Consider the following 22,805-nt stretch of genomic DNA (forward strand, 5'->3'; position numbering starts at 1 on the left):
CGACACTAGCGGCTGACCGCCACCCAGCCCTCGCAGGTGTACCTGCGCAGCCAGCACGGTGCGCTGAACGCGGACGAGCCGAACACCTTCGGGGCCGCGCTGCGCGGTGTCCCGGGTGTCGGCGAGGTGGGCCCGCAGCCCGCGCTCTCGGCCGACAAGACGGTGGCCGAATACCAAGTGACGCTTGCCGACAAGCCGGAATCCGACGCGGCCCTCGAGACCGTGAAGGGTCCGCTGCGCGACACCGCGCACGCGGCGGCCCCGATCGGCACCTCGGCCGTGGTGGGCGGCATGACATCGGTGTTCGTCGACTTCCAGCACGCCATGAACCGTGACTACACGGTGGTGTTCCCGGTCGCGGGCATTCTCATCATGATCGTGCTGGCGCTGTTGCTGCGCAGTCTGGTCGCGCCCTGGTACCTGATGGCCTCGGTGTTCCTCGGCTTCGCCGCGACACTCGGCTCGGCGGTGCTGGTTTTCCAGCACGCGCAAGGGAATTCGGGTCTGATCTTCACGCTCCCGTTGATCATGTATCTGTTCGTGGTCGCGCTCGGCACCGACTACAACATCCTCATGGTCGCCCGCTTGCGGGAGGAGGCGCGCGAGGGGCGCGATCCGCATCGCGCCGCGGCCCTGGCGCTGCGGCACACGGGTCCGACGGTGGCGGCGGCCGGTGTCATCCTGGCGGGCACCTTCGCCTCGATGATGTTGGCGGGCAACACCGTTCTGACCTCGATGGGTTTCGCCATCTCGGTCGGCATCGCCATCGCGGCCTTCGTCATGGCGATGTTCTTCACCCCCGCGGTGACCGCCCTGATCGGCCGCCGCGCCTGGTGGCCCGGCCACGGCGGCGACGCCGATCGGCAGCCGCCGGATCGGAATTCGGAATGGGCGTCCGCCGACGTGATGAGTGACGCCGCGAAACGCTGAAGTTTCGAATGTGTTTCCGAATAGGTTGGCCCACTTCTCCTTTCGAGAAGTGGGCCGATCTTGTTGTTACGGTATTCGACATGGTCCCGGTGGCAGCGGGATCTGAACGAGGGGATATCGAAATGACGAAATCGATTCACAATGTTCGGGAGGAGCCCGATACCGGTGGCGATCGGTATACCGAGGGTTTCCAGGTCTTCGAACAGTGGCAATTGCAGCGGTACCGCAACGAGAGTCATCTCTCGCATCCGATGCGGAGTCTGCGGCTGGGCTGGCGTTATCTGACGCTGGAACACTATTTCGGTGCGGTGCCGCCGCTGCGACTGTGGTGGCGCTCCCGTTTCGGCGGGCAGCGCGCCCTCCCGGATTTCACCTGTGTGGGCGCGCTGAAGAGCGGAACCACCGATCTGGCCGCCTATCTCATGCAGCACCCGAGCATTGTCGCGCCGCTGACGAAGGAGATCGGGCACGGCGTCCCGGCCGCGTGGGGGCCGTATCTGCCGACCGAGAAGGAGAAGTCGGAGGTGGCGGCGCGCACCGGCCGGGCGCTGGTCGGGCATTTCGATCCGCTGCTGCACGATCTGCCGCTCATCGACAATCTGCACGAGTCCAGCCCGGAGGCTAAGGTCGTTCTGGTGCTGCGGGATCCGGCGCAGCGGGCGTATTCGCATTACAAGTGGGATCTGTTTCTCAGCGGCGAGAACGGCTTGCGCGCAATGCGATACGGCGAGAGCTTCGCCGAGTACGTCGCGCTGGCGCTGGACGCCTTTCCCGGACCGCTACCGCCGACCATGTTGCCGACCATGCCCATGCTGGCCGCGGGCATCTATGTGAATTCGGCGCGGCGCTGGCTCGACACCTACGGTCGCGGGAATGTCCATGTGGTCGCGGCGGAGGACTTCTTCGCCGATGTCACCAAGACGGTGTGCGGCATCCACGAGTTCCTGGGCCTGCCCGCGATCCCGCCGCGGCCGCACGCGGCGGTGCTCAATCGCAATCCGCTCGAGTTCCCGCCCGCGGAGGCCGAGTCGATGGCGCGGCTGCGCCAGTTCTACCGGCCGCACAATGAGCTGCTGTTCGAGTTGCTGGAGCGTGATCTGGGCTGGAACAACCCGGTCTGATCGCCCGGGACTGCTCCCGGGAAGGGCTCCGACCTGCCCGGGAGCAGTTCTGACCGAAACATGTTTCAGTATTTTCCCAAAAGTGCCACGCGGTGAACTGGACAAGCGATACAGTTCGCCCGGACCGCAACGCAGCAGCGGTCCGGCACCGAGGAGTACAACGAAAATGACTGTGTCCGTGCATGAACGGATCGCCCGGCGCGCCGGTGTGGGCGCGACCGCCCTGGGCGCACTGACCTGTGCGGTGGCCATCACCGCCGGCACCGCTTCGGCGGTCCCCACCGGCTTGTCGGTCAATGCCCGCAATGTCTACATGGGTTGCGTCTACCAGGTCACCGCCAGCTACGACAGCTGGATTCAGGCCTGGTTCTACGACAACGGCCTGGTCATCGGCGGCAGTCCGATCACCCCGAGCAATGGCAAGGCGACCATTCAGTGGACCCCGCACAGCGCGGGCACCCACACCCTGTCGACCCTGCAGGGCACGGCCTGGGAACTGAAGGTCAATGTCCTCGAGCCCACTCTGACCGGCAGTGCCACCTGTGGCGCGGGTCCGCTGGGCTTCCTGGGTTCCTGACCGCCGGGTTCCTCCGAGACTCGGTTCGGTGCGGCCCGGCCCGCCGAACCGTCCCGGGCCGGCTGACCATAATCCTCTGTTCCCAGGTCAGCCGGCCCCCCTTTTCCGCCGAAGTCGGCGTACGGATTTCGAAGTCAGTGCACGGTCACGTGCCAGACGACGGCCGCGGCCAGCGCGCCCGCTCCGTTCACCGCCCAATGCAGTGCGATGGGCGCGAGCAGGCTGCCGCTGCGCCGGCGCAGCCAGGTGAAGACCACGCCCGCCCCGGCGGTCGCGATGACGGCCAGCCCGATGCCGAGGATCTGTCCGGCCGGTCCGCTCCCGAGGAATCCGGTCAGCCCCTTGTTGCCGCTGGTCAGACCCAGCGACGAGGCGATGTGCCAGAGCCCGAAAAGCATTGACCCGGCCGCGAATACGCCCCGCGCCCCGGCCACCCGGTCCAGGGTGCCGTGCAGGACGCCGCGGAAGGCGAGCTCCTCGGGGATGGCGGTCTGCAATGGGATCACCACCATGGAGGCGATGAGCGCCCCGGAGATGGCGGCATAGCGGTCGTTCAGGAAGAACGGCCGGGTGATGGGCAGCGCCGCCCCGATGACCACCGCCGCCAGCACCACGCCCACCGCGGCCAGCGCCCACAGCGATCCGCGCCGCCACTGCCGCGGCGAGAGTCCCAGTTCCGCCCAGCCCAGTCCGCGGCGGCGAACCAGCGCGACGAGCACCACGGCGGCTATCGGCACCGAGAGGATGCTGGCCCACCTGTTGGTGAAGTGCGCGATGAGGTTCGTGCCGGTGAGGACGACGACAACGACCGCGACATCCACGTAGGCGTGCAGCTTGTGACCGGGGGGAGTGGGCGGATCATCGAGCACCGCGACCGCACCGTTATCGTATCGAGACATCCTGGCCAGTGTACGAGCGAATTCTTGGAATCCGCTTCGAATGTGGTTAATCCCGCTGTGCGGCCGGGCGGTCGCCGTGCGCCCAGCCCTCGGGATCGTTCCAGGCGTGCAGCGTGCGCGCGGTCTGGAACCGGCGTGGTTCCCGGGTGATCGGGTCGGTGAATTCCAGGGCCGAGGCCAGCAGTTGCAGCGGGCGCGTGTAGTCGTCGACCGGTTTGTCGGTGAGCTCGGGATAGAAGTCGTCGCCCAGGATCGGGATGCCGAGGCCGTTCAGGTGCAGCCGGATCTGGTGGGTGCGTCCGGTCCGGGGCCGCAGCCGATAGCGCCCCAATCCGTTCCGGTGCTCGAGCAGTTCGACGAAGGTCTCGGCATTGGGTTCGCCGTCGGTCTCGTAGGCCCGCAGCACCTGCCGTTCCTTGACGATCCGGCTGAGCACCGTGCGCGGCAGCTCGAGTTCGGGGTCGAAGCGGGCGATGGCCTCGTATTCCTTGTGCACCAGCCGGTTGTGGAACATGGTCTGATACGCCCCGCACCGGGCCGGATTCACGATGAACAGCACCAGCCCGGCGGTGACCCGGTCCAGCCGATGCGCCGGGACCAGGTCCGGCAGGTCGAGTTCGCGGCGCAGTTTCACCAGGGCGGTCTGCAGAATGTGCTGCCCGCGCGGAATGGTCGACAGGAAGTGCGGTTTGTCCGCCACCAGAATGTCGTCGTCGCGGTGGATGATGCCGATGGGGAAGGGCACCTCGGTCTCGTCGGGCAGGTCCCGGTGGAACCACACCGCGCCGCCGGGCGCGTACGGGGTGTCGAGGGCGATGGGCCCGGACAGATCGACAAGGCCGCCCTCGCGCAGCAACTCGTCGATACGTTCGGGGCGAACGCGCGGCAATCGCTCGACGAGGTGGTCGCGGATGGTCGCCCAGTCGCCCTCCTCGGGCAGTCGCAACCGGGCCGGATCCAGTCCGTGCCGCTTGGGTAGCGGGGGCTGCTGACGGCGTCTCACTCGCCAAACCCTACGGTGCCGCGCTGACCCGTCGGTATGGCCGCCAAGCAAAAGTTAGCCTAACCTATCTTCTCGCCGGTGCTCGTGGGAGCGCCGGGCGGACGAAGGTGGGAGGCGGACTGATGACGGTCGAGTCACCGCCCGCGGTCGAGGCGAACGCCATCGACCCGGGCCCGGCGGCAGCCGACGGGGGAGGGCCGGACGCGCGGGCCGATTCGAAGGCCGAGGCGAAGGCTCGTCGGCAACGAGAAGCCGCTGCGCGCAAGGAGATCCTGGCTCCGGTCGGCGGTGCGCTGACGATCGCCGGGCTGATCACGGCGGTGGCCGCGCTGTGCTCGGTGCTGCCGTTCCTGCTCATCGTGTCGGCCTGCCGTGAGCTGCTGCGGGATTCGCCCGACACCGACCGGGTGTGGCGGCTGCTGCTTATCGCCGTGCTGGTCCTGGTGGCCCGCGCGGTTCTCCAGGCGACCGCGCTGACCTGGTCGCACGCGGTGGACGCCCGCTATCAGCTGAGCCTGCGCCGACTGCTCGCCGACAAGCTGACCCGGGTGCCGCTGGGCTGGTTCGGGGCGCGCAGTTCATCGGAGGTGAAGAAGTACCTCCAGGACGATGTGGAGGCGCTGCACTATCTGGTGGCGCACGCCCGGCTGGACTTCATCGGCTCGGTGACCGTCCCCCTGGTGACGCTGGTCTATCTGGCCACGGTGGACTGGCGGTTGACGCTGGTGCTGCTGCTCCCGCTGGTGATCTACGCGTTGTGCATGCGCGCCATGCTGGATGAGCCCGGCCGCGAACGGCTTTCGGCCTACAACGCGGCCGAGCAGCGCACCCGCGCGGCCACCGTCGAATTCGTGGACGGCATTCAGGTGGTGCGGGCCTTCGGCCGGGCGGGCAAGGCGCACAGCGAGTTCCGTGACGCGGTCGAGGAGCAGACCGAGCGGCTGCGCCGGATGAAGATGCCGGTCATGACCGTGCAGTCGATCTCGGACACCGTGGTCGCGCCGGTGTTCGTCATGCTGCTGATCGTGGTCGCGGGTCTCGCGGGCGTCGGCCTGGATTGGCTGGAGCCGCTGGACCTGTTGCCGTTCCTGCTGGTCGGGCTCGGCCTGGGCAGTTCCCTGCTGGGGCTGGGCTACGGCGCGCAGGCGCTGCGCACGGCCGGTGATGCCGCACTGCGGCTGCACGAGTTGCAGCAGACCGCGGAATTGGCCTCCGGCTCCGGCGAATCCGAGCCGGTCGAGGCTCCGGCGGGCCTGATCCGCTTCGAGGACGTGAGCTTCGGATACCGCGCCGACCACAAGGTGCTGCGCGGGCTCGACCTCGAACTGGCCCCCGGCACCATGACGGCCCTGGTGGGCCCGAGCGGGTCCGGCAAGTCGACGCTGGCCAAACTGCTGCCCCGCTTCTACGACGTGGACTCGGGCCGGATCACCATCGGCGGCCGCGATATTCGAGACATTCCCAGCGACGAGCTGTATCGCACCGTCGGTTTCGTCTTCCAGGACGTCCGCCTGATCCGCGGCACCATTGCCGACAACCTGCGCCTGGCCCGGCCCGACGCGGCTGCCGCCGACCTCGAGCGCGCGGCCCGCGCCGCCCGCATCCACGAGCGCATCCTGGCCCTGCCGCGCGGCTACGACTCCGAGATCGGTGTCGACGCCATCCTCTCCGGCGGTGAGGCGCAACGTCTTTCGATCGCCCGCACCCTGCTCGCCGACACTCCGGTCCTGGTGCTGGACGAGGCCACCGCCTTCGCCGACCCGGAATCCGAGGCCGCCGTCCAGGACGCCCTGGCCGAACTGGTGGCCGGGCGCACCGTCCTGGTGATCGCCCACCGCCTGCACACCATCACCGCCGTGGACCGAATCCTGGTGCTGGAGAACGGAACACTGGTCGAACAGGGCGACCACGCCACCCTGCACACCGCAGGCGGCCTGTACCAGCGCCTGTGGGAGATCAATGCCGCGGCGTTGAACTCGATCGCGGACGCGGAGGGCGGCGCGGACGATCGACTCGGAGCGGTTGCCGCAGGGGTGGCAACCGAGGCGGGCAAGGAGGAAAGCCGATGATTCGCAAGGTGCTGGGCCTGGTCCCGGCCGAATATGCCAGGCTGACACCGCGATTGCTGCTGTCCATCGTGTGCCAGGCGCTGGCACAGGCCGTGGCCTATGTGCTGCTGGTGCCGGTATTGCAGGCCCTGTTCGACGACGATCTCGACCGCGCCTGGTGGTGGACGCTGTGGCTGGTGCTGGCGGTGGCGGCCGTCGTGGTGTTCGGGTACCTGCAATCGGTGCTCGGGCTGCGCATCGGCGTCGGCATGCAGCACGGGTTGCAGACGCGGCTCGGGGATCAGCTGAATGCCTTGCCGCTGGGCTGGTTCGACGATCGGCACGCGGGTGAGCTCTCGCGCGTCGTGGTGGAGAACGTGCGCGAGGTGCAGGGTCTGATCGCCTACCTGCTGGCGAAAATGCTGACCGGCGTGCTGGTTCCGCTCGGCGTCGCCGTCGGCATGCTCTTCGTCGACTGGCGCATCTCGCTGGCCATGCTGGTGGCCGCCCCGGCGCTGTTCGCGGTGAACCTGTGGGCCAACCGCTCCTATGCCGGTGCGGACGAGCGCATGCACGAGGCCGCCGCGGAGGCCAATGCCCGGGTGCTGGAATTCGCTCAGGCCCAACCGGTGCTGCGTTCCCTCGGTGCGGTCGGCGCGGGCAATCGCGCCCTGGACGCGGCCCTGGCGCGGCAGCGCAAGGCGGCCTCGGGCCTGCTGGTCGCGGCCGTGCCGGGACTCATCGTCTTCTCGCTGGTGGTGCAGGCGATCTTCCTGGTGCTGGTCTACCTGGTGGTGGGCCGGGCCACCGACGGCGCCATCTCGGCCGCCGCGGCCATCGCGCTCATCGCGGTGAGCTCCCGCTTCATCGAACCGCTGACCCAGGCCGCGCAGCTGGGCGGTGCGCTGCGGACCGCCGCCGCGGCCGCCGACCGGGTGACCGCGCTGCTGTCGGAACCGGCGCTGCCCCAGCCCGATTCACCCGTGCGGCCCGGTGCGGCGCGGATCGAGTTCGACGGCGTGAGCTTCGGTTACGGCCCCGGCAAGCCGGTGCTGAGCGATGTCACGTTCACCGCCGAGCCCGGCACGACCACCGCCATCGTCGGCCCCAGCGGCGCGGGCAAATCCACGCTGCTGCGGCTGGCCGCCCGCTTCCACGACGCCGATTCCGGTCGCGTCGCGGTCGGCGGCCACGACGTGCGCGACCAGCCGTCGGAGACGCTGCTGAACCAGCTGGCGCTGGTCTTCCAGAACGTCTATCTCTTCGATCGCTCTGTGCTGGAGAACATTCGGGCGGGCCGCCCCGACGCCTCCGATCAGGAAGTGCTGCGCGCCGGAGCGGTTGCCCGGGTGGACGAGATCGCACAGCGCCTGCCCGACGGCTGGCAGACCACGGTCGGTGAGGGCGGCTCGGCCCTGTCCGGCGGTGAGCGCCAGCGGGTTTCGATCGCCCGCGCCCTGGTCAAGGACGCCCCGATCGTCCTGCTCGACGAGGCCACCAGCGCGCTGGATCCGCACAACGAGGCGGTGGTGGTGCGCGGTGTGCACGAACTCACACGCGGCAGAACGGTTCTCGTGGTGGCGCACCGCCTGGCGACCATCGCGCACGCCGACCAGATCCTGTTCATGGACGGTGGCCGCATCGTGGAACGCGGCACGCATGCCGAACTGCTCGCCCTGGACGGCCGCTACGCCGCCTTCTGGAACGAGCGCACCCGGGCCTCGGGCTGGCGGCTGGCCTCCGCGGCGGTCTGAACCGGTACGCGAAACCCGGGCATCCGATCGGATGCCCGGGATTCGCTGCTATCTCTGAATTTGGCCTGCGGGGCGGTGTTTCAGAGGCTGCAGGGCACCATGGCAATGCTCGCGACGGTGCACTCGGAGTCGCGGGTCAGCTTCCAGGTGCCGTCGATCTCACGCCAGGTGAGGGTCCAGTTCCACGGATCGAAGCCGTCGATGGAGGTCTGCAGACCGGCGGTGAGGGTGTCGCCGGAGACGTTCACCGGTCCCAGCACCGACCATTTGAAGCTCGGCGGGGCGGCGGCGATGACGGTGCCGACCTGGTCGATGAGCGGCAGCCCGGCCTCGCCGGCCTCCAGCTCGTTGGCGCGCGCGGAGCGCGAGGCACCGGTGTTAAGAATCAGCGCGAGCTTCGACTGCAGGTCTCCCACACCGGGATTCGCGGCCTTGATCGGTGCGACGACCGGCAGCGCGGAGGCCGGGGAGATGGTGGCGGCGGAGCCGCCGAGGACGGCGGTCAGGGCGACCGCGGCGGCCGCGATCCGGCGCATGGACTTGTTCATTCGAATTTCCAATCGTTTTCGGTCAGGTGTCCGATCCACGGGCTTGCGCTGGAACCGGGACCCAACCAATATAAGGTAAGCCTATGCAAACATAAGACCCTACGGTTTGGAAGTGCGTCACCCGATCCCGTTCCCGGATCGGCCTTTTCGCCCGGTCCGCCGTCAGGGTAGCTGCGAAGTGGCTGCCATCACATTGTCGGGAGAGCAGGAGCATCTGTGGACACACTTCTCGTGGTCGGAGCCGGCCCCAAGGCCATGGCCGTGGCCGCCAAGGCGCACGTGCTGCGGGAACTCGGCCTGCCCGCGCCGCGCGTGGTGATCGTCGAATCCCATGCGGTGGGCGGCAACTGGCTGCCCAGCGGCGGCTGGACCGACGGCCGCCACCGCCTGGGCACCAGCCCGGAGAAGGATGTCGGCTTCCCGTACCACTCCAACTGGGCGCGCGGGCGCAATCGCGAGATCGACGCGGCCATGCGGGCCTTCAGCTGGACCGCCTACCTGGTCGAGCACGGCACCTACGCCGAGTGGGTCGACCGTGGCCGCCCCAGCCCGCAGCACGCCAGCTGGGCGGATTATCTGCAGTGGGTCGCGCGCCGCACCGGCGTCGAGGTCGTGATGGGTACGGTCCGAACGATTTCCGCGGCGGCCGACGGCTGGCTGGTCACCGTGGCCGACGCCGACGGCGCGCTGAGCACCCTCGACGCCGACCGGCTGATGATCACCGGTCCGGGCAACAGCCGCCGCGCGCTGGCCGAGCACCCGCGGGTGCTGAGCATCGCCGAGTTCTGGGATCTGGCCGCCAAGCGTCAGCTACCGGTGTCCTCGCGGGCCGCGGTGATCGGCGGCGGTGAGACGGCGGGTTCGGCCATGGACGAGCTGGTCCGCCACGATGTGCTGACCGTCTCGGTGATCTCGCCCAAGGCCACCATCTACACCCGCGGCGAAAGTTATTTCGAGAACTCGCTGTTCAGCGATCCGGTGAAGTGGCCCGCGCTGAGCATGGCCGAACGCCGGGACGTCATCCGCCGCACCGATCGCGGCGTGTTCTCGGTGCGCGTGCAGGAGCGCCTGCTCGCCGACAGCCGCGTGCACCATCTGCAGGGCCGCGTGGTCCGGGTGGCCGCGCGCGACGAGGCGGTGGCGCTGACCCTGCGCAACGAGACCCGGACCGACCAGCTGCACACCTTCGATCTGGTGGTGGACGCCACCGGCGGTGAATCGCTGTGGTTCCTGGACCTTTTCGACACCGATGCCGCGGACCTGCTGGAACTGGCGGTCGGCGGGCCGGTGGATCAGGCGCGGCTGGAGGCCGCCATCGGCTACGACCTGGCCGTCACCGGTCTCGAGGCCACGCTCTACCTGCCGAATCTGGCGGCCCTGGCCCAGGGCCCGGGCTTCCCCAATCTGAGCTGCCTGGGCGAACTTTCGGACCGGGTGCTGGCCCGCGCGCCCGAAAACCGGCGCCGACCGGCCGGGGTGGGTGCGGCCACCAATCGGATTGAGAAATAGGTTAGGCTTAGCTTACTTCGAGCAAAGATGAGGTTCGGTTCAATGCGCATCGTCTCGTTCGGCTTCCAGACCTGGGGCCGGAAAACCCTGCAGGCCCTGATCGATTCGCGCCACGAGGTGGTGCTGGCGGTCACCCACCCGGCCGCGGAGTCCACCTACAAGGCCATGTGGTCGGATTCGGTCGAGGAGCTGGCCCGCGAGCACGGGATTCCGGTGCACCTCACCGAGCGCGCCGACGCGGAGACCATCGACCTGGTCAAGCGGGCCGAGCCGGACGTGATCGTGGTGAACAGCTGGTACACCTGGATGCCCGAGGAGCTGTACAACCTGCCCCCGCACGGCACCCTCAACCTGCACGATTCGCTGCTGCCCGAGTTCACCGGCTTCTCCCCGGTGCTGTGGGCGCTCATCAGCGGCGCGGCCGAGACCGGGCTGACCGTGCACCGCATGGACGAGAACCTCGACACCGGCGACATCCTGGTGCGGAAGCGACTGCCCATCGGTCCCGACGTCACCGGCACCGAATTGGTGCTGGCCGGAATGGAACTCATCCCCGACGCGGTGAACGAGGCGCTGGACGCCGTCGAGTCCGGCACCGCCGTGTGGCGTGCGCAGGACCCGGCCGAGCGCACCTACTTCCACAAGCGCGCCGATCGCGACAGCCGCGTCGACTGGTCCTGGCCCGCGGTGGATCTGGAGCGTTTCGTGCGCGCCCTGTCCGCGCCGTACCCGCCCGCCTTCACGTTCTACCGCGGCGAGCGCATCGAGCTGCTCGCCGCCCGGGTCGCGGAATTCAATTGCGGCGGAACGCCCGGACGGGTCGTGGTGCTCGACGGCGGCGCGGCCGTGGTCTGCGGTCCGGAGGCGTTCCGCGGCGGCAATCGGGCCCTGGTCGTCACCCGGGTCCGCACGGCCGACGGGCAGGAACACGCGGCCGCCGAATTCTTCGCCCGCGGCGGCTATCTCACCGATTCGGCGGAGTAGGAGCTTCACGTCATGGCAGCACAGCTCGGCTGGGTCCGGCAATTCCACAAACCCGCGGCGGCGGGCCTTCCGCCGCTGCTGATCTGCCCCCACGCGGGTGCGGGCGCGTCCAGTTACCGGGCGTTCTCGAAGATCTTCAGCGACCGGTTCGACGTCGTGGTGTTCCAGTATCCGGGCCGTCAGGACCGGGCGCGGGAGGCGGCGCTCACCACGCTGGCCGATATCGCGGCGGGCGCTTTCGCGGATTATGTTGCCTCCGAGCATGATCGCGGGCTGCCGCTGACCGTGTTCGGGCACAGCATGGGCGCGATGGTGGCCTTCGAGCTGGTGCGGGCCGCCGAGGCCGCGGGCCGCGAGGTGCGGCTGCTGGCCCCGTCGGCGGCGGTGTCGCCGGGCCGGGCCGCCGAGCTGCCGCCGCATCCCACCGAGGACGAGCAGATCCTCGATCATCTGGGCCGCCTGGACGGCACCGGCGCGGACGTGCTGGGCAGCCGCGAGGTCATGCGCATGGCGCTGCCGGTGGTGAAGGCCGACTACCGGGCCTTCGACGCTTACTCGTGCGCGCCGGATATCAAGGTACAGGCCAGGATTCAGGTGCTCGGCGGTGCGGAGGACCCGTTCGTCACCCCGCGCGACCTCTATGGCTGGGCGAACCACAGTGCGCAGGAGATCGACGTGACCGTCTTCGACGGCGGGCACTTCTATCTCAACGAGCACACCGAGGGCATCGCCGAACTGCTGGTGCCGACCCTGAATTCGGTCGGGTGAGCGGCGTGGCGGATCCCATCGTGATCGCGGGCATGGCGATCGAGGCGCCGGGCGGCGTGGAGACGCTGCCCGCCTACTGGTCGGCGCTCTCGCAGGGCCGCGAGCTCATCGGCGCGTTTCCCCGTGACCGGGAATGGCCGGTGGAACAGCTGCTCTCGCTGCACGCCGTCGACGGCTGGAGTCGGGTGCCGGACGCCGGTGGATTCCTGGACGGGGCAACGGAATTCGATCCGATGTTCTTCGGGATCACGCCGCGCGAGGCCGTCTCCATGGATCCGCAGCAGCGGGTCGGCATGCGGGTGGCCTGGCGGGCGCTGGAGAACGCGGGCATCAACCCGGGGTCCCTCGACGGTGCCGAGGTGGGCTGCTTCATGGGCGCGTCCATCAACGAGTACGGTCCGGTCTCCGCGGCGGTCACCGACTACAGCGGCTACCGGGTGACCGGTACCGCGCTGGGCGCGGTGGCCGGGCGCATCTCGCACGGCCTCGGGCTGATCGGGCCGTCGATGAGCGTGGACACCGCCTGCGCGTCCTCGATCACCGCATTGCATCTGGCCGCCAACGCGATTCGCAATGACGAATGCGAGTGGGCGCTGGCCGGTGGCGTCTGCGTGATGGGCTCACCCGCCGCGTTCTACGAATTCTCCAAGAACAATGCCCTGGCCGCCGACGGCCACCTGCGGGCCTACGCCGCCGACGCCACCGGCACCCTGTGGGGCGAGGGTGCGGGTGTCGTTGTGCTGGAACGGGAATCGCGGGCGCGGGTCCTGGGCCATCACGTCTACGCGCGGGTGCTGGGCACCCGGGTCAACCACAATGGCAAGGGCGCGCCCCTGGCCGTGCCGAGTTCGACCGCGCAGCAGCGGCTCATCGCCAAGACGCTCGAGGCCGCCGGTATCGGACCCGACGCCGTCGGACTCATCGAAGGCCACGGCACCGGCACCCCGGTCGGAGATCCACTCGAATTGACCGCTCTCGCAAACGCTTACGGTGCGCCCGAGCGGGTGACTGGGCCGCTGCTGGGCTCGGTGAAATCCAATATCGGTCACACCCAGGCGGCCTCGGGCATGCTGGGCCTGATCAAGGTGCTGCTGTGCGGACGGTACGGGCAGATCGCCCCGACCCTGTTCGCCGACAATCCCACCGACAAGGTCGACTGGGATGCCACCAGCCTGCGGCTGGCCACCGAACTCACCCCGTGGGAGCCGCTCGACGGCGTCCGCTACGGGGCCGTCTCGTCATTCGGCGTGGCGGGCACCAATGCGCACGCGGTGCTCGCCATGCCCGTCGTGCATGAGCCCGTCCTGGAGGATCTCCATGTCTGAATACCGGCTCCCCGACGGCACCATTCCGGTACTGCTGTCCTCGGAAACCCCCGGCGGGCTGCGCGCCGAGGCCGCCCAGCTGGCCCGCTACCTGGCCGATCGCCCCGAAGTGACGCCGAATCGGGTGGCGGACATGCTGTTCCGCACCCGCACCGCCCGCCGCCGCCGGGCGCTGGCCATGGTGTCCGGCCGCGACGAGCTGCTGTCGGCGCTCGACGCGATCGCCGCCGACGCCGAGCATCCCGCCGTGGTGAGCGGCCTGGGTGCGGCCACCGCGCGCCGGGTCGGCTTCGTCTTCCCGGGCCAGGGCAGTCAGCGGCCCGGCATGGGCAAGCTGTACTACGGGCTCTCCCGGGCGTATCGGGACGAGGTCGACGCCTGCGCCGAACTGCACCGCGAGTACTACGGCCACGCGCAGCCGCTGCACTACCTGCTCGGCGAGGAAGGCCGCTTCGAGAACACGGTGTGGGAAGTCCAGCCCGCGTTGATGTTCCACATGACCGGCCTGGCCGCCATGTGGCGCGCGGCCGGTGTCGAGCCCGCGGCGGCCATCGGCCACAGCCAGGGTGAACTGGCCGCAGGCTGGGTGGCGCGGGTGATGACGCGCCGCGATGCCGTCATGGCGGTGACCCAGCGCGCGCGGCTGGTGGAACGCATTTCCCCGCGCGGCTATTCGATGGCCGTGCTCGGCATGGATCGCGAAGCCGTGGAGGCCATGCTGGCCCGCCACTCCGGCTGGGCCGAGCTGTCGGTGGTGAATTCGCCGCACATCCTGGCGATTTCGGGCGACCGCGAGACCATCGTCGATCTGGTCGCCGCCGCGCGGGCGCAGGGCCGCTTCGCCAAGGAGATTCAGGTCGCCTACCCAGCCCACACCTCGATCGTGGCCGAGCTGCGCGCCGACTTCGAGGAATTCCTCGGCGACGAGATGAGCACGCCCACCTTCACCGCCGGTGACATCCCGTGCTACGGAGCCACTCTGGGCGCGGAGATCACCCCGGACCTCGAGCACGAGCAGTACTGGTACTGGAACCTGCGCAACCGCGTCCGCTTCGACCGCGCCATCGTGGCCGCCGCCGTCGACGGCATCGACACCTTCGTCGAGGTCGCCGAACACCCGACCCTGCAACTCGCGGTCCAGGAAAACCTCGGCCTCGTCCCCCCGGACCCGGCCCTGCCGTCCCGCGCCTTCCGAGTCCTCGGCACCTCCCTGCGCACCGCCGACTCCCTGCGCGACTTCACCCGCAACCTGGCCACCGTCGCCGTCCACGACCTCGCCTACAACTGGCAGGCCCTGCGCACCGAGGGCACGGTGAGCCTGCCGCTGCGCGATTTCCCCAACACGGTCATGAACCCGCAGCGGCTGTGGGCTTCCTTCGAATCGCCCGCCGGACAGCCGATCCCGGAAACCACCCACCGCCGCCCACACCGCCTGGCGGAGAACTGGATCCGCCTCGACAAGCGCTCCCTGGTCCCCCCGCGCGACCTACTCGTGGTCGACCACACCGGCCGCAACCCCGAACTGGCCGCGGCCATCTGCACCGCCGCCCACAACCACGGCGGTTCGGCACGCGTGATGAGCCAACCGGATGCTGCGGCGGATGGCTTGGTCGACCGGGCCGACTGCGACATTGCCGGTAGTTACGACACCGTCGTCATCCTGCTGCCCGCGCTGCCGGATATCGAAGCCCCGCAGGCACTCGAGCAGGCCGCCGCGTTCTTCGCGGAGCCGTCGTGGCTGCCGGAATTGGCCGGTGTCACCGACTGCTGGCTGGTGACCGTGGGCGGCGAGCAGATCGCTGCGACGGATCCGGTTCCGCACCAGTTCCACGGCGCGGTCACCGCGGGCTACCGCTGCCTGGGGATGGAGTCGCTGGGTGTCGCGTTCCGGCGGGTGGATCTCGCGGTGGGGCAGGCGGATGCGAGTCAGGCGGCGGCGCTGGTGCGCGCGGTGCACGTCAAGAACGAGCCGGAACTCGCCCTGCGCGACGGCGCGGTGTACGCGAAGCGCCTGGAAATCGATGCCGCACAGCCGGGCCCGGCGCGGGACATCGACCTGGAGCACGTCGTGATCATCGGCGGCACCGGAACCCTGGGCATGGAATTCTGCGCCCACTATGCCCGCCGGGGTGCGCGCCGCATAACCCTGCTCAGCCGTTCCGGTGAGACCGATGCGGTGTCCCGTCGACTGCGCCCGATCCGAGTGCTGGGCGACACCGAGATCATCGTCGAATCCTGCGATGTCACCGATGTGGAAGCGGTGCTGGAACTGGCCGCGCGGCAGCAGGTTCCGGCCACCGTCCTGGTGCACGCCGGTGTCAACTACGTGCGCGCCGAACTCGCGGAGGTCACGCCGGAGAAGTTCCGGGAGATGGCCGGTTCCAAGATCTACGGCACCGAGCACATACTGAGCGCCTGGCCGCGCACCCAGGACTGCAAGGTCGTGCTGTGCTCTTCTGCCGCGGCCACTTTCGGTGGTCGCGGCCAGATCCTCTACGCCACGGTCAATCGGATGCTCGACGTGCTGGCCCGCCGCCTGCGCGCCCAGGGCGTCGACGCCGTTGCCATGCAGTGGGGCCTCTGGGATCTGGAAGGCCCACTGCACGCGGTCGGCACCGGCCCCGTGCAGGCCGCCGGTGTCACCCCGATGCGGGCCGCCGATGCGCTGGAACTCGGATTCACCGAGCACGCGGACCATTCCGGCACGGACAACCGCCTGGTCGCTGCCGCCGACTGGAACGACGTCCGAGCGCTCATGGCCGCCATCGGCCAGGGCCCGCTGCTCGATGACGTCGTGGTTGCCGCCGCGGCCGAAGAGGCCGCTCGCCTGGTGAATTCGAACCTCTCGGCAGTGGCTGCGTCGCCGCCCGGCGAAGCTTCGCGGTCGGGCGGAGAACCCACGGCCGGTGACTCGCAATCGTTTGCGGGCGTTGGGCATTCGCGCACCTTTCCTGCCTCCGTGTCGGGGCAGGTCGGCTCGGCACTGGATCCCGCTACGCCGGGCCGAGGCCCCGTGAATCTGGCGGAGCAGGTGCGCAGGCAGCTGGGGAAGGTGATGGGCGCGGACACCGACGGCCTCGATACTTCCGTGCCGCTGGTGGCCCTCGGCTTGGATTCGTTGCAGGCCTTGGACTTCCGCAAGCGGGTGCAGGTGGAGCTGGATCGGGAGTTGCCGGTGGCGGCGATCCTGGGCGGCGCGTCGCTGGACGACGTCGTCCGGTTGATGGCCGGCAGCCAGGCGTAAGTCGACATACTTTCAGGAGCGAGACGAGACATGGCGAACGATGCCGAGACCCTGCTGGCGCGGCGTAAGGAACTGCTGCGCAGGCGGATAGCCGAAAGCGGTGTCGCCGCGGCGGCCGCGCCGTCCAGTACCGCGCCGCGCGCGAAGGCGGGGGAGCGGCATCCGCTGTCGGACGGACAGCGGCGCATGTGGTTCCTACAGGCCCGCGATCCGCGCGACACCACGCTCAATATCTGTGTGGCCTACCGGCTCCGCTCCGTCGACCCGCGCTTGGGTGAGCTGGACGGTGAGCGGCTGCACCGCGCGGTGCGCACCGTCGCCGGGCGGCACGACATCCTGCGCACCACGTACGGTCTCGGCGATGACGGTGAGCCGTTCCAGATCGCCCGGACGGATCTCGCTCCCGGCTGGGAGACCCACGATCTGAGTGAACTGCCCGAGGCCAGCCGCGCCCGTCGCCTGGAAGTGCTGGCGCGCAGGGAATTCGGCCGCCCGTTCGACCTGTCATCGCAGTCTCCGCTGCGTCTGAGCCTGGTGCGCCTGGCTCGCGGCGAATTCGCGCTGATCCTGGTCGCGCACCACATCTGCTGGGACGACGACTCCTGGGCCGTGTTCTTCGCCGAGGTCAATGCCGCCTACCGCGACGCCGAACTCGCCCCGCTGGCAGGGCAATTCGTCGATGTCGAGGTCCTCGGCGCGGACGCGGTCACCGACGCGGATCTGGATTTCTGGCGCGAGGCTCTGCGCCCTCTGCCCGAGGCGCTCGAATTGCCGGGCAAGACAGGCGATTCCGGTTCCCGCCAGGCCGAGCGCCGCACCCTCGCCCTCTCCGCCGAGCTGATGCATCGCGTCGACGCCTTCGCCCGTGAGCGCTCGGCCACCCCCTTCATGGTGCTGCTGGCGGCCTACGAGGCCGTCGTGCACCGCTACACCGCGGCCGCCGACTTCCTGGTCTCGGTCCCGGTGACGGTGCGCCGCAATGCCATTGCCGAATCCCTGCTCGGCTACTTCGGCAATACCCTGCTGCTGCGCGCCACCCTGTCCCCGCGCGACAGCTTCGCCGCCCGCACCGACGCCGTCCGCGACACCTGCCTGGCCGCCTTCGCGCACCAGGGCGTCGGCATCGATCGCGTGGTGCGCGAGGCCAATCCGGAACGCCTCGGCGGCAAGGACGGCCTCGATCAGCTGGTGCGTCTGGGCTTCAGCGTCCGCAAGAGCGCCACCGGTTTCGCCCTCGACGGCGTCGAGGCCACCCTGCTCGACCTCGGCAGCACGGTGGCGCAGCTGCCGCTGAGCCTGGCCGTCGTCCTCGAGCCCGCGGGCGCGTACCTGGAGGCCGAATACCAGCTCGACGAACTGGACGGCACGCTGGTCGACCAGCTGCTGGGCCATTACGCGCAACTGCTCGGCGCTGCCCTGGACGAACCCGACCGGCGCATCGCCGATCTGGACATCCTGGGAGCCGATGCCGCGCGCATTCTCGAGCTCTCGCACGGTGCGCTCGTGGCGACCCCGGCGATCACCATGGTGGACCTGTTCCAGGACCGCGTCGCCGCCGCCCCCGAGGCCATGGCCGTGGTCGCCCCCGACACCGGCGTGGAACTCACCTACGCCGACCTGAACCGCCGCGCGAATCGCATGGCGCACTGGCTGATCGGCCAGGGCCTGGGCACCGAGGACCTGGTCGGGCTGCGCCTGTCGAATTCGGTGGAGTTCGTGGTCGGCATGCTGGCCGTGCTCAAATCCGGCGCGGCCTACCTGCCCATCGACCCGGCCTACCCCGACGACCGCATCGACTACCTGATCGAGGATGCCCGCCCGCGCCTGGTGCTGGGCCGCGTCGAACTCGATGCCGCCGAAACCTCGGCCGTCTGCCTGCCCGAGCACGATCCCTCCGACACCGACCGCCGCCGTGCGCTGCGGCCCGGCAACCTGGCCTACGTCATCTACACCTCGGGTTCGACGGGCAAGCCGAAGGGCGTCCCGGTGCCGCACGGCGCGATCGCCGAACACCTGGACGGCTTCGTCGCCGAGTGGGGCATGACCGCCGAGGACCGGCTGCTGCAATCCTCCTCGGTCAGCTTCGACGCCTCGCTGCTCGACATCTTCGTCACCTTCACCGCCGGCGCGCGCCTGGTGATCCCCAAACCCGATGCTTTCCGCGACATTCCGTACGTCGCCGAGATCATCACCCGCTGCGGCGTCACCGTGCTGCACATGGTGCCGTCCATGCTCAGCACCTTCCTGCTGCTGCCGGAGGTGAGCCAGTGGCGGGCGCTGCGCCACGTCCCGGTGGGCGGCGAGGCGCTGCCCGGTGAGGTGGCCGACAAGTTCGCGGGCATCTTCGACGCCGAACTGCGCAACCACTACGGGCCCACCGAGGCCGTGGTGTGCGCGACCCACCAGGATGTGGTGGGGCCGCAGGGCACCCGGATCGTCCCGATCGGCACCCCGAACCGGAATGTGTTCGTGTACCTGCTGGACGAGGCACTGCAGCTGGTTCCCACGGGTGTGGTGGGCGAAATCTACCTGGGCGGCGAGCAATTGGCGCGCGGCTATCTCAACCGGGCGGGCCTGAGCGCGGAACGCTTCGTGGCCGACCCGTTCGGCGGCCGTAGCGGCGTGCCCGGCGGCCGCCTCTACCGCACCGGAGATCTGGCCCGCCGCGATGCCGACGGCGAGATCGAATTCGTGGGCCGCGCCGACGAACAGGTGAAGGTGCGCGGTTTCCGCATCGAACTCGGCGAGATCGAAGCGGTGCTCGGCGGCCACCCGAGCGTCGGCCACTGCGTGGTCATCGCCACCGAGGACCCGGCGGTCGGCGCGATGCTCGCGGCCTACGTGGTGCCCGCGCCCGGCGCGACCGTGGATCCGGAACAGCTGCGCGCGCACGCCGCCGCGACCCTGCCCGAGTACATGGTGCCCGCCGCCGTCGCGGTCATCGACGAGATCCCGCTGACCGTGCACGGCAAGCTGGACAAGCGCGCCCTGCCCGCGCCCACCCGGCGCGCGGCCGCCCGCAACTATCGGGAACCCGCCACCGACACCGAGATCCGACTGGCCGCCCTGTTCGGGCAGCTGTTCGGCCGGGACGGTGCGGGCGCGGACGACTCCTTCTTCGAACTGGGCGGGCACTCGCTGCTGGCCACCCGCCTGATCGTGCTGATCCGCAAGGAATTCGGCGTCGAACTCGACGTGCGGGCCCCGTTCGACACCCCGACCGTGGCGGGCCTGGCCGCGCTCATCGAGACCGCACCGGCCGCCGAGATTCGGTCGGAGACGCCCGGCCTGGCGAAACGGGAACGGCCGGAACGGGTTCCGCTGTCGTTCTCACAGCTGGCCATGTGGTTCCAGCGCAAGCTGGAGGGACCGTCCCCGGTCGGCAATATCCCGTTCGCCATGCGCGTGGACGGTCCGCTCGACATCACCGCCCTGGCCGCCGCGCTCGGCGATGTGGTGGCCCGGCACGAGGCGCTGCGCACCGTCTTCCCCGAGGACGGGGGTGTGCCCTACCAGTCCGTGCTGCCCGCGGGCCCGATCGATGTGCTGGTCACGGTGCTCGACGATCCCGACCGCCTGCCCGCCGAACTGGCCGAGGCCGCCGCATACAACTTCGCGGTGGAATCCGAATTGCTGGTGCGGCCAAAGGTGTTCGTGCTGGATCAGCACTCGCACGCCATCTCGCTGCTGGTGCACCACATGGTCGCCGACCACTGGTCCTTCCGCACCATCCTGGCCGACCTGGCCACCGCCTACCGCAGCCGCATCGACTCCGGCCGCCCGCCGCGCTGGGAACCGCTGGCCCTCGACTACGCCGACTTCGCGCTCTGGCAGCGCGAACTCGTGGCCGACGACCAGGACCGCATCGATTACTGGCGCGACACCCTCACCGGACTGCCCGACGAGATCACCCCCGCCCACGACCACCCCCGCCCGGCCGTGCTCGGCAAGAACGGCAGCATGAGCGCCTTCACCGTCCCCGCGGCCCTGCGGCGACGCCTGAAGTCCCTCGCCGAATCCGCGGGCGCGTCGGAATTCATGCTCTACCAGGCCGCGGTGGTCACCCTCCTGCACAAACTCGGTGCGGGCGTGGACATCCCGCTCGGCACCCCGGTCGCGGGCCGCTCCTACCCGGTCGCCGCCGACCTGGTCGGCTTGCTCGCCAACATGGTGGTCCTGCGCAACGACCTCTCCGGCGACCCGACCCTGCGCACCATCCTGGACCGCTCCCGCACCACCGCCCTGGCCGCCTACGCCAACCAGGACGTCCCCCTCGAACGCGTGGTGGAGGCCGTGAACCCGCCCCGCTCCCGCTCCCGAAACCCGCTGTTCCAGGCCATGATGCACTTCCGCGAGGAAGACTGGTCCGCCACCGGCGCGGGCCTCGGCGAAGCCGAACTATCGGTCCTCCCCATCGAATTCGACATCTCCCTCCTCGACCTGAGCATCAACTTCTTCTCCGCCCCCGACGGCGGCTTCGACGCCAGCGTCATCGTCAACACCGACCTCTACGACCCCACCACCGGAACCCTCCTCGCCCACCGCATGCTGACGGTCCTCACCGCCTTCGCCGAAAGCCCCGACCTTGCCCTGAGCGACCTCGACGTGATGCCCGCCGATGAGCGGGAGTCCTTGCGGCGGTGGGAAACCGGCGCGTCCGACGTGCTGGGCGTACCCGCAGTTCTCGACCGCGCCCGCACCGTGCCCGCCGATCGGTTCGCCATCCACTGCGGGAGCGAATCCCTCACCTACGGGCAGCTTTTCACGCACCTGGCGGGAGCGGCGGCCGTCGCGCCGAGCACCGAACAGGCGAACGTCGCCGGGCTCGCAGCCACGGTGAACGAACTGCTCTCCGATGTCGTGACAGCCACGGCGATTGCGGACCTGCACGCGAACGAGGGCGGGCCCGGCTCCGAACCGGGTGGTGTCCGGCTCGTCGCTGCTCTGTGGGGCAGCACCGAGGCGACCGTCGAACTGCTGTCGGCTCTCGCGGCCGGAGCGACCGCCGTGGTTGCCGACGAGGAGCAGCGACAGGACCCGACCGCGCTGGTGGACCTGATCACCCGACACCGCCCCACCCGCGTGGCAGCCGATCCGGGAACCCTGGCCCGCTTCGTCCACACGGGTGTGTCCATGCTCCCCTCGGTGCGGCACTGGGAGGTGCTCGGAACCGACTGGCCCGCAGCGCTTCCCGATCTGCTACCCGCCCTTTCGTCGGGCTCGACCGCCACCTATGCGTACCTGGTGCCCGGATTCCCGGGAGTGGTGGCGCACGGCCCGCTGACGGGCGCCGCGACCGCCGTACCGGCCCCCGGCGCGCGTGTACTGGTGCTCGACGACAATCAGCGACCGGTACCGCCCGGCGTGGTGGGCACGGTTCACGTCGGCCAGATCTGCACGGCGACATCGGCCGCGGCGACATCGGCCGCCGCGCAGGTGGAGGTTGCGCGATCGGTCCCGGGTGACGTTTCAGCGCCGGACAGGGTCGTAGATCCATTCCGGCCCGGTGAAACGCTATGGCGGACAGGGGACCGGGCGCGCTGGACCGTGCGGGGTGAACTGGAGTTCGCCATCGAGCGAGAGCGCCCCGCCGCGCGCCCCGCCACCACGGCGAGCGCGGCCGAATTCACCGGTGCCGCATGCGACCGGGACACCGAGCCGCGACTGCGGGCCATCCTGGCCGAGCTGCTGGAACTGGAGGTCGATGAGGTCTCCGGTGAGGACAACTTCTTCGCGTTGGGCGGGGACAGTGTGATCTCCATTCAGTGGTCGGTGCGGGCCAACCAGATCGGGTTGCCGATGTCGCCGCAGATGGTGTTCGAGTGCATGACGATCACCGAACTCGCAGAAGCCGTGGACACGGCTGTCGCGTCGGGCGTGACAGCGGCGGATGTCGCTGCGGCGGCGGGTGTTTCGGCATCCGAGATGACCGCCGCGTTCGGCAGTCGGGTACCGGAGGCGCCGGTGCGGGCCGAAGTGGCCGAGCCGGAGGTTGTTCCGGCGGATACCCACAGCCATGCGCCGATGAGCGTGTCCGGTTTGAACCAGGACGCCCTGGCGGCGCTGGGTGCGGCTTGGAAGGGCGCGTTGTGAGA

At 69.7% G+C, this 22,805-nt stretch carries 14 protein-coding genes; 11 read left to right on the forward strand and 3 right to left on the reverse strand.

Going from position 1 to position 22,805, the window contains the following annotated elements; translation table 11 throughout:
* The first annotated feature begins 36 nt into the window (after positions 1-36).
* From NS2_RS22905 to NS2_RS22915, 3 genes are all read left to right on the forward strand, one after another.
* Entirely contained in the window at positions 37-930 is an 894-nt protein-coding gene (locus NS2_RS22905) for an MMPL family transporter (protein ID WP_228102523.1), read from the forward strand.
* 122 nt (positions 931-1,052) lie between these two features.
* Entirely contained in the window at positions 1,053-2,051 is a 999-nt protein-coding gene (locus NS2_RS22910; protein ID WP_033089484.1) for a sulfotransferase domain-containing protein, read from the forward strand.
* Positions 2,052-2,217: 166 nt separating this feature from the next.
* Positions 2,218-2,628: a hypothetical protein gene (locus NS2_RS22915; protein WP_033089485.1), complete on the forward strand. Its 411-nt coding sequence runs from the start codon at positions 2,218-2,220 to the stop codon at positions 2,626-2,628.
* 134 nt (positions 2,629-2,762) lie between these two features.
* Here NS2_RS22915 and NS2_RS22920 read toward each other — a convergent pair whose 3' ends face one another.
* Entirely contained in the window at positions 2,763-3,527 is a 765-nt protein-coding gene (locus NS2_RS22920; protein ID WP_081986118.1) for a CPBP family intramembrane glutamic endopeptidase, read from the reverse strand.
* Positions 3,528-3,573: 46 nt separating this feature from the next.
* Positions 3,574-4,530 (reverse strand): pseudouridine synthase, encoded by a 957-nt coding sequence (locus tag NS2_RS22925; RefSeq protein WP_033089486.1) that lies wholly within the window; start codon positions 4,528-4,530, stop codon positions 3,574-3,576.
* A gap of 122 nt (positions 4,531-4,652) precedes the next feature.
* Between NS2_RS22925 and NS2_RS22930 the strand changes: the two genes are divergently transcribed.
* Together NS2_RS22930 and NS2_RS22935 are read left to right on the forward strand one after the other, a co-directional pair.
* A complete protein-coding gene (locus NS2_RS22930) occupies positions 4,653-6,599 on the forward strand; it encodes an ABC transporter ATP-binding protein (RefSeq protein WP_081986119.1) in 1,947 nt (648 codons plus the stop codon).
* Entirely contained in the window at positions 6,596-8,332 is a 1,737-nt protein-coding gene (locus NS2_RS22935) for an ABC transporter ATP-binding protein (protein WP_033089487.1), read from the forward strand. The genes NS2_RS22930 and NS2_RS22935 overlap by 4 nt, the downstream gene beginning before the upstream one ends.
* Positions 8,333-8,412: 80 nt before the next feature.
* Here NS2_RS22935 and NS2_RS22940 read toward each other — a convergent pair whose 3' ends face one another.
* Entirely contained in the window at positions 8,413-8,880 is a 468-nt protein-coding gene (locus NS2_RS22940; protein ID WP_033089488.1) for an MTB12 C-terminal domain-containing protein, read from the reverse strand.
* Positions 8,881-9,096: 216 nt separating this feature from the next.
* Here NS2_RS22940 and NS2_RS22945 point away from each other — a divergent pair, with 216 nt between their 5' ends.
* Genes NS2_RS22945 through NS2_RS22970 form a run of 6 tightly spaced genes read left to right on the forward strand, consistent with a single transcriptional unit; the run spans position 9,097 to position 22,803 of the window.
* Positions 9,097-10,389 carry a SidA/IucD/PvdA family monooxygenase gene (locus tag NS2_RS22945; RefSeq protein WP_033089489.1) on the forward strand — a complete coding sequence of 431 codons (1,293 nt, stop codon included), beginning with the start codon at positions 9,097-9,099 and terminating at the stop codon, positions 10,387-10,389.
* Positions 10,390-10,431: 42 nt separating this feature from the next.
* Positions 10,432-11,373 (forward strand): methionyl-tRNA formyltransferase, encoded by a 942-nt coding sequence (locus NS2_RS22950; RefSeq protein ID WP_033089490.1) that lies wholly within the window; start codon positions 10,432-10,434, stop codon positions 11,371-11,373.
* 12 nt (positions 11,374-11,385) lie between these two features.
* Positions 11,386-12,141: a thioesterase II family protein gene (locus NS2_RS22955; protein ID WP_033089491.1), complete on the forward strand. Its 756-nt coding sequence runs from the start codon at positions 11,386-11,388 to the stop codon at positions 12,139-12,141.
* On the forward strand, positions 12,138-13,466 hold the full coding sequence (locus tag NS2_RS22960; RefSeq protein WP_033089492.1) for a beta-ketoacyl [acyl carrier protein] synthase domain-containing protein: 1,329 nt from the start codon (positions 12,138-12,140) through the stop codon (positions 13,464-13,466). Before NS2_RS22955 ends, NS2_RS22960 begins: the two co-directional genes overlap by 4 nt.
* The gene (nbtC, locus tag NS2_RS22965; protein ID WP_052086747.1) at positions 13,459-16,710 is read left to right on the forward strand and encodes a nocobactin polyketide synthase NbtC; all 3,252 of its coding nucleotides are present in this window, start codon (positions 13,459-13,461) and stop codon (positions 16,708-16,710) included. Before NS2_RS22960 ends, nbtC begins: the two co-directional genes overlap by 8 nt.
* A gap of 30 nt (positions 16,711-16,740) precedes the next feature.
* Positions 16,741-22,803: a non-ribosomal peptide synthetase gene (locus NS2_RS22970; RefSeq protein WP_081986120.1), complete on the forward strand. Its 6,063-nt coding sequence runs from the start codon at positions 16,741-16,743 to the stop codon at positions 22,801-22,803.
* Positions 22,804-22,805: the final 2 nt, after the last annotated feature.

The organism is Nocardia seriolae NBRC 15557, from assembly GCF_007990715.1.
Lineage (GTDB): Bacteria > Actinomycetota > Actinomycetes > Mycobacteriales > Mycobacteriaceae > Nocardia > Nocardia seriolae.

Excerpts from the sequence above, each read along its gene's own strand:
- NS2_RS22910 (WP_033089484.1), top strand. The coding sequence starts at position 1,053 with ATGACGAAATCGATTCACAATGTTCGGGAGGAGCCCGATACCGGTGGC.
- NS2_RS22940 (WP_033089488.1), bottom strand. The coding sequence starts at position 8,880 with ATGAACAAGTCCATGCGCCGGATCGCGGCCGCCGCGGTCGCCCTGACC.
- NS2_RS22970 (WP_081986120.1), top strand. The coding sequence starts at position 16,741 with ATGGCGAACGATGCCGAGACCCTGCTGGCGCGGCGTAAGGAACTGCTG.
- NS2_RS22955 (WP_033089491.1), top strand. The coding sequence starts at position 11,386 with ATGGCAGCACAGCTCGGCTGGGTCCGGCAATTCCACAAACCCGCGGCG.
- NS2_RS22935 (WP_033089487.1), top strand. The coding sequence starts at position 6,596 with ATGATTCGCAAGGTGCTGGGCCTGGTCCCGGCCGAATATGCCAGGCTG.
- NS2_RS22920 (WP_081986118.1), bottom strand. The coding sequence starts at position 3,527 with ATGTCTCGATACGATAACGGTGCGGTCGCGGTGCTCGATGATCCGCCC.
- NS2_RS22930 (WP_081986119.1), top strand. The coding sequence starts at position 4,653 with ATGACGGTCGAGTCACCGCCCGCGGTCGAGGCGAACGCCATCGACCCG.
- NS2_RS22915 (WP_033089485.1), top strand. The coding sequence starts at position 2,218 with ATGACTGTGTCCGTGCATGAACGGATCGCCCGGCGCGCCGGTGTGGGC.
- NS2_RS22950 (WP_033089490.1), top strand. The coding sequence starts at position 10,432 with ATGCGCATCGTCTCGTTCGGCTTCCAGACCTGGGGCCGGAAAACCCTG.
- nbtC (WP_052086747.1), top strand. The coding sequence starts at position 13,459 with ATGTCTGAATACCGGCTCCCCGACGGCACCATTCCGGTACTGCTGTCC.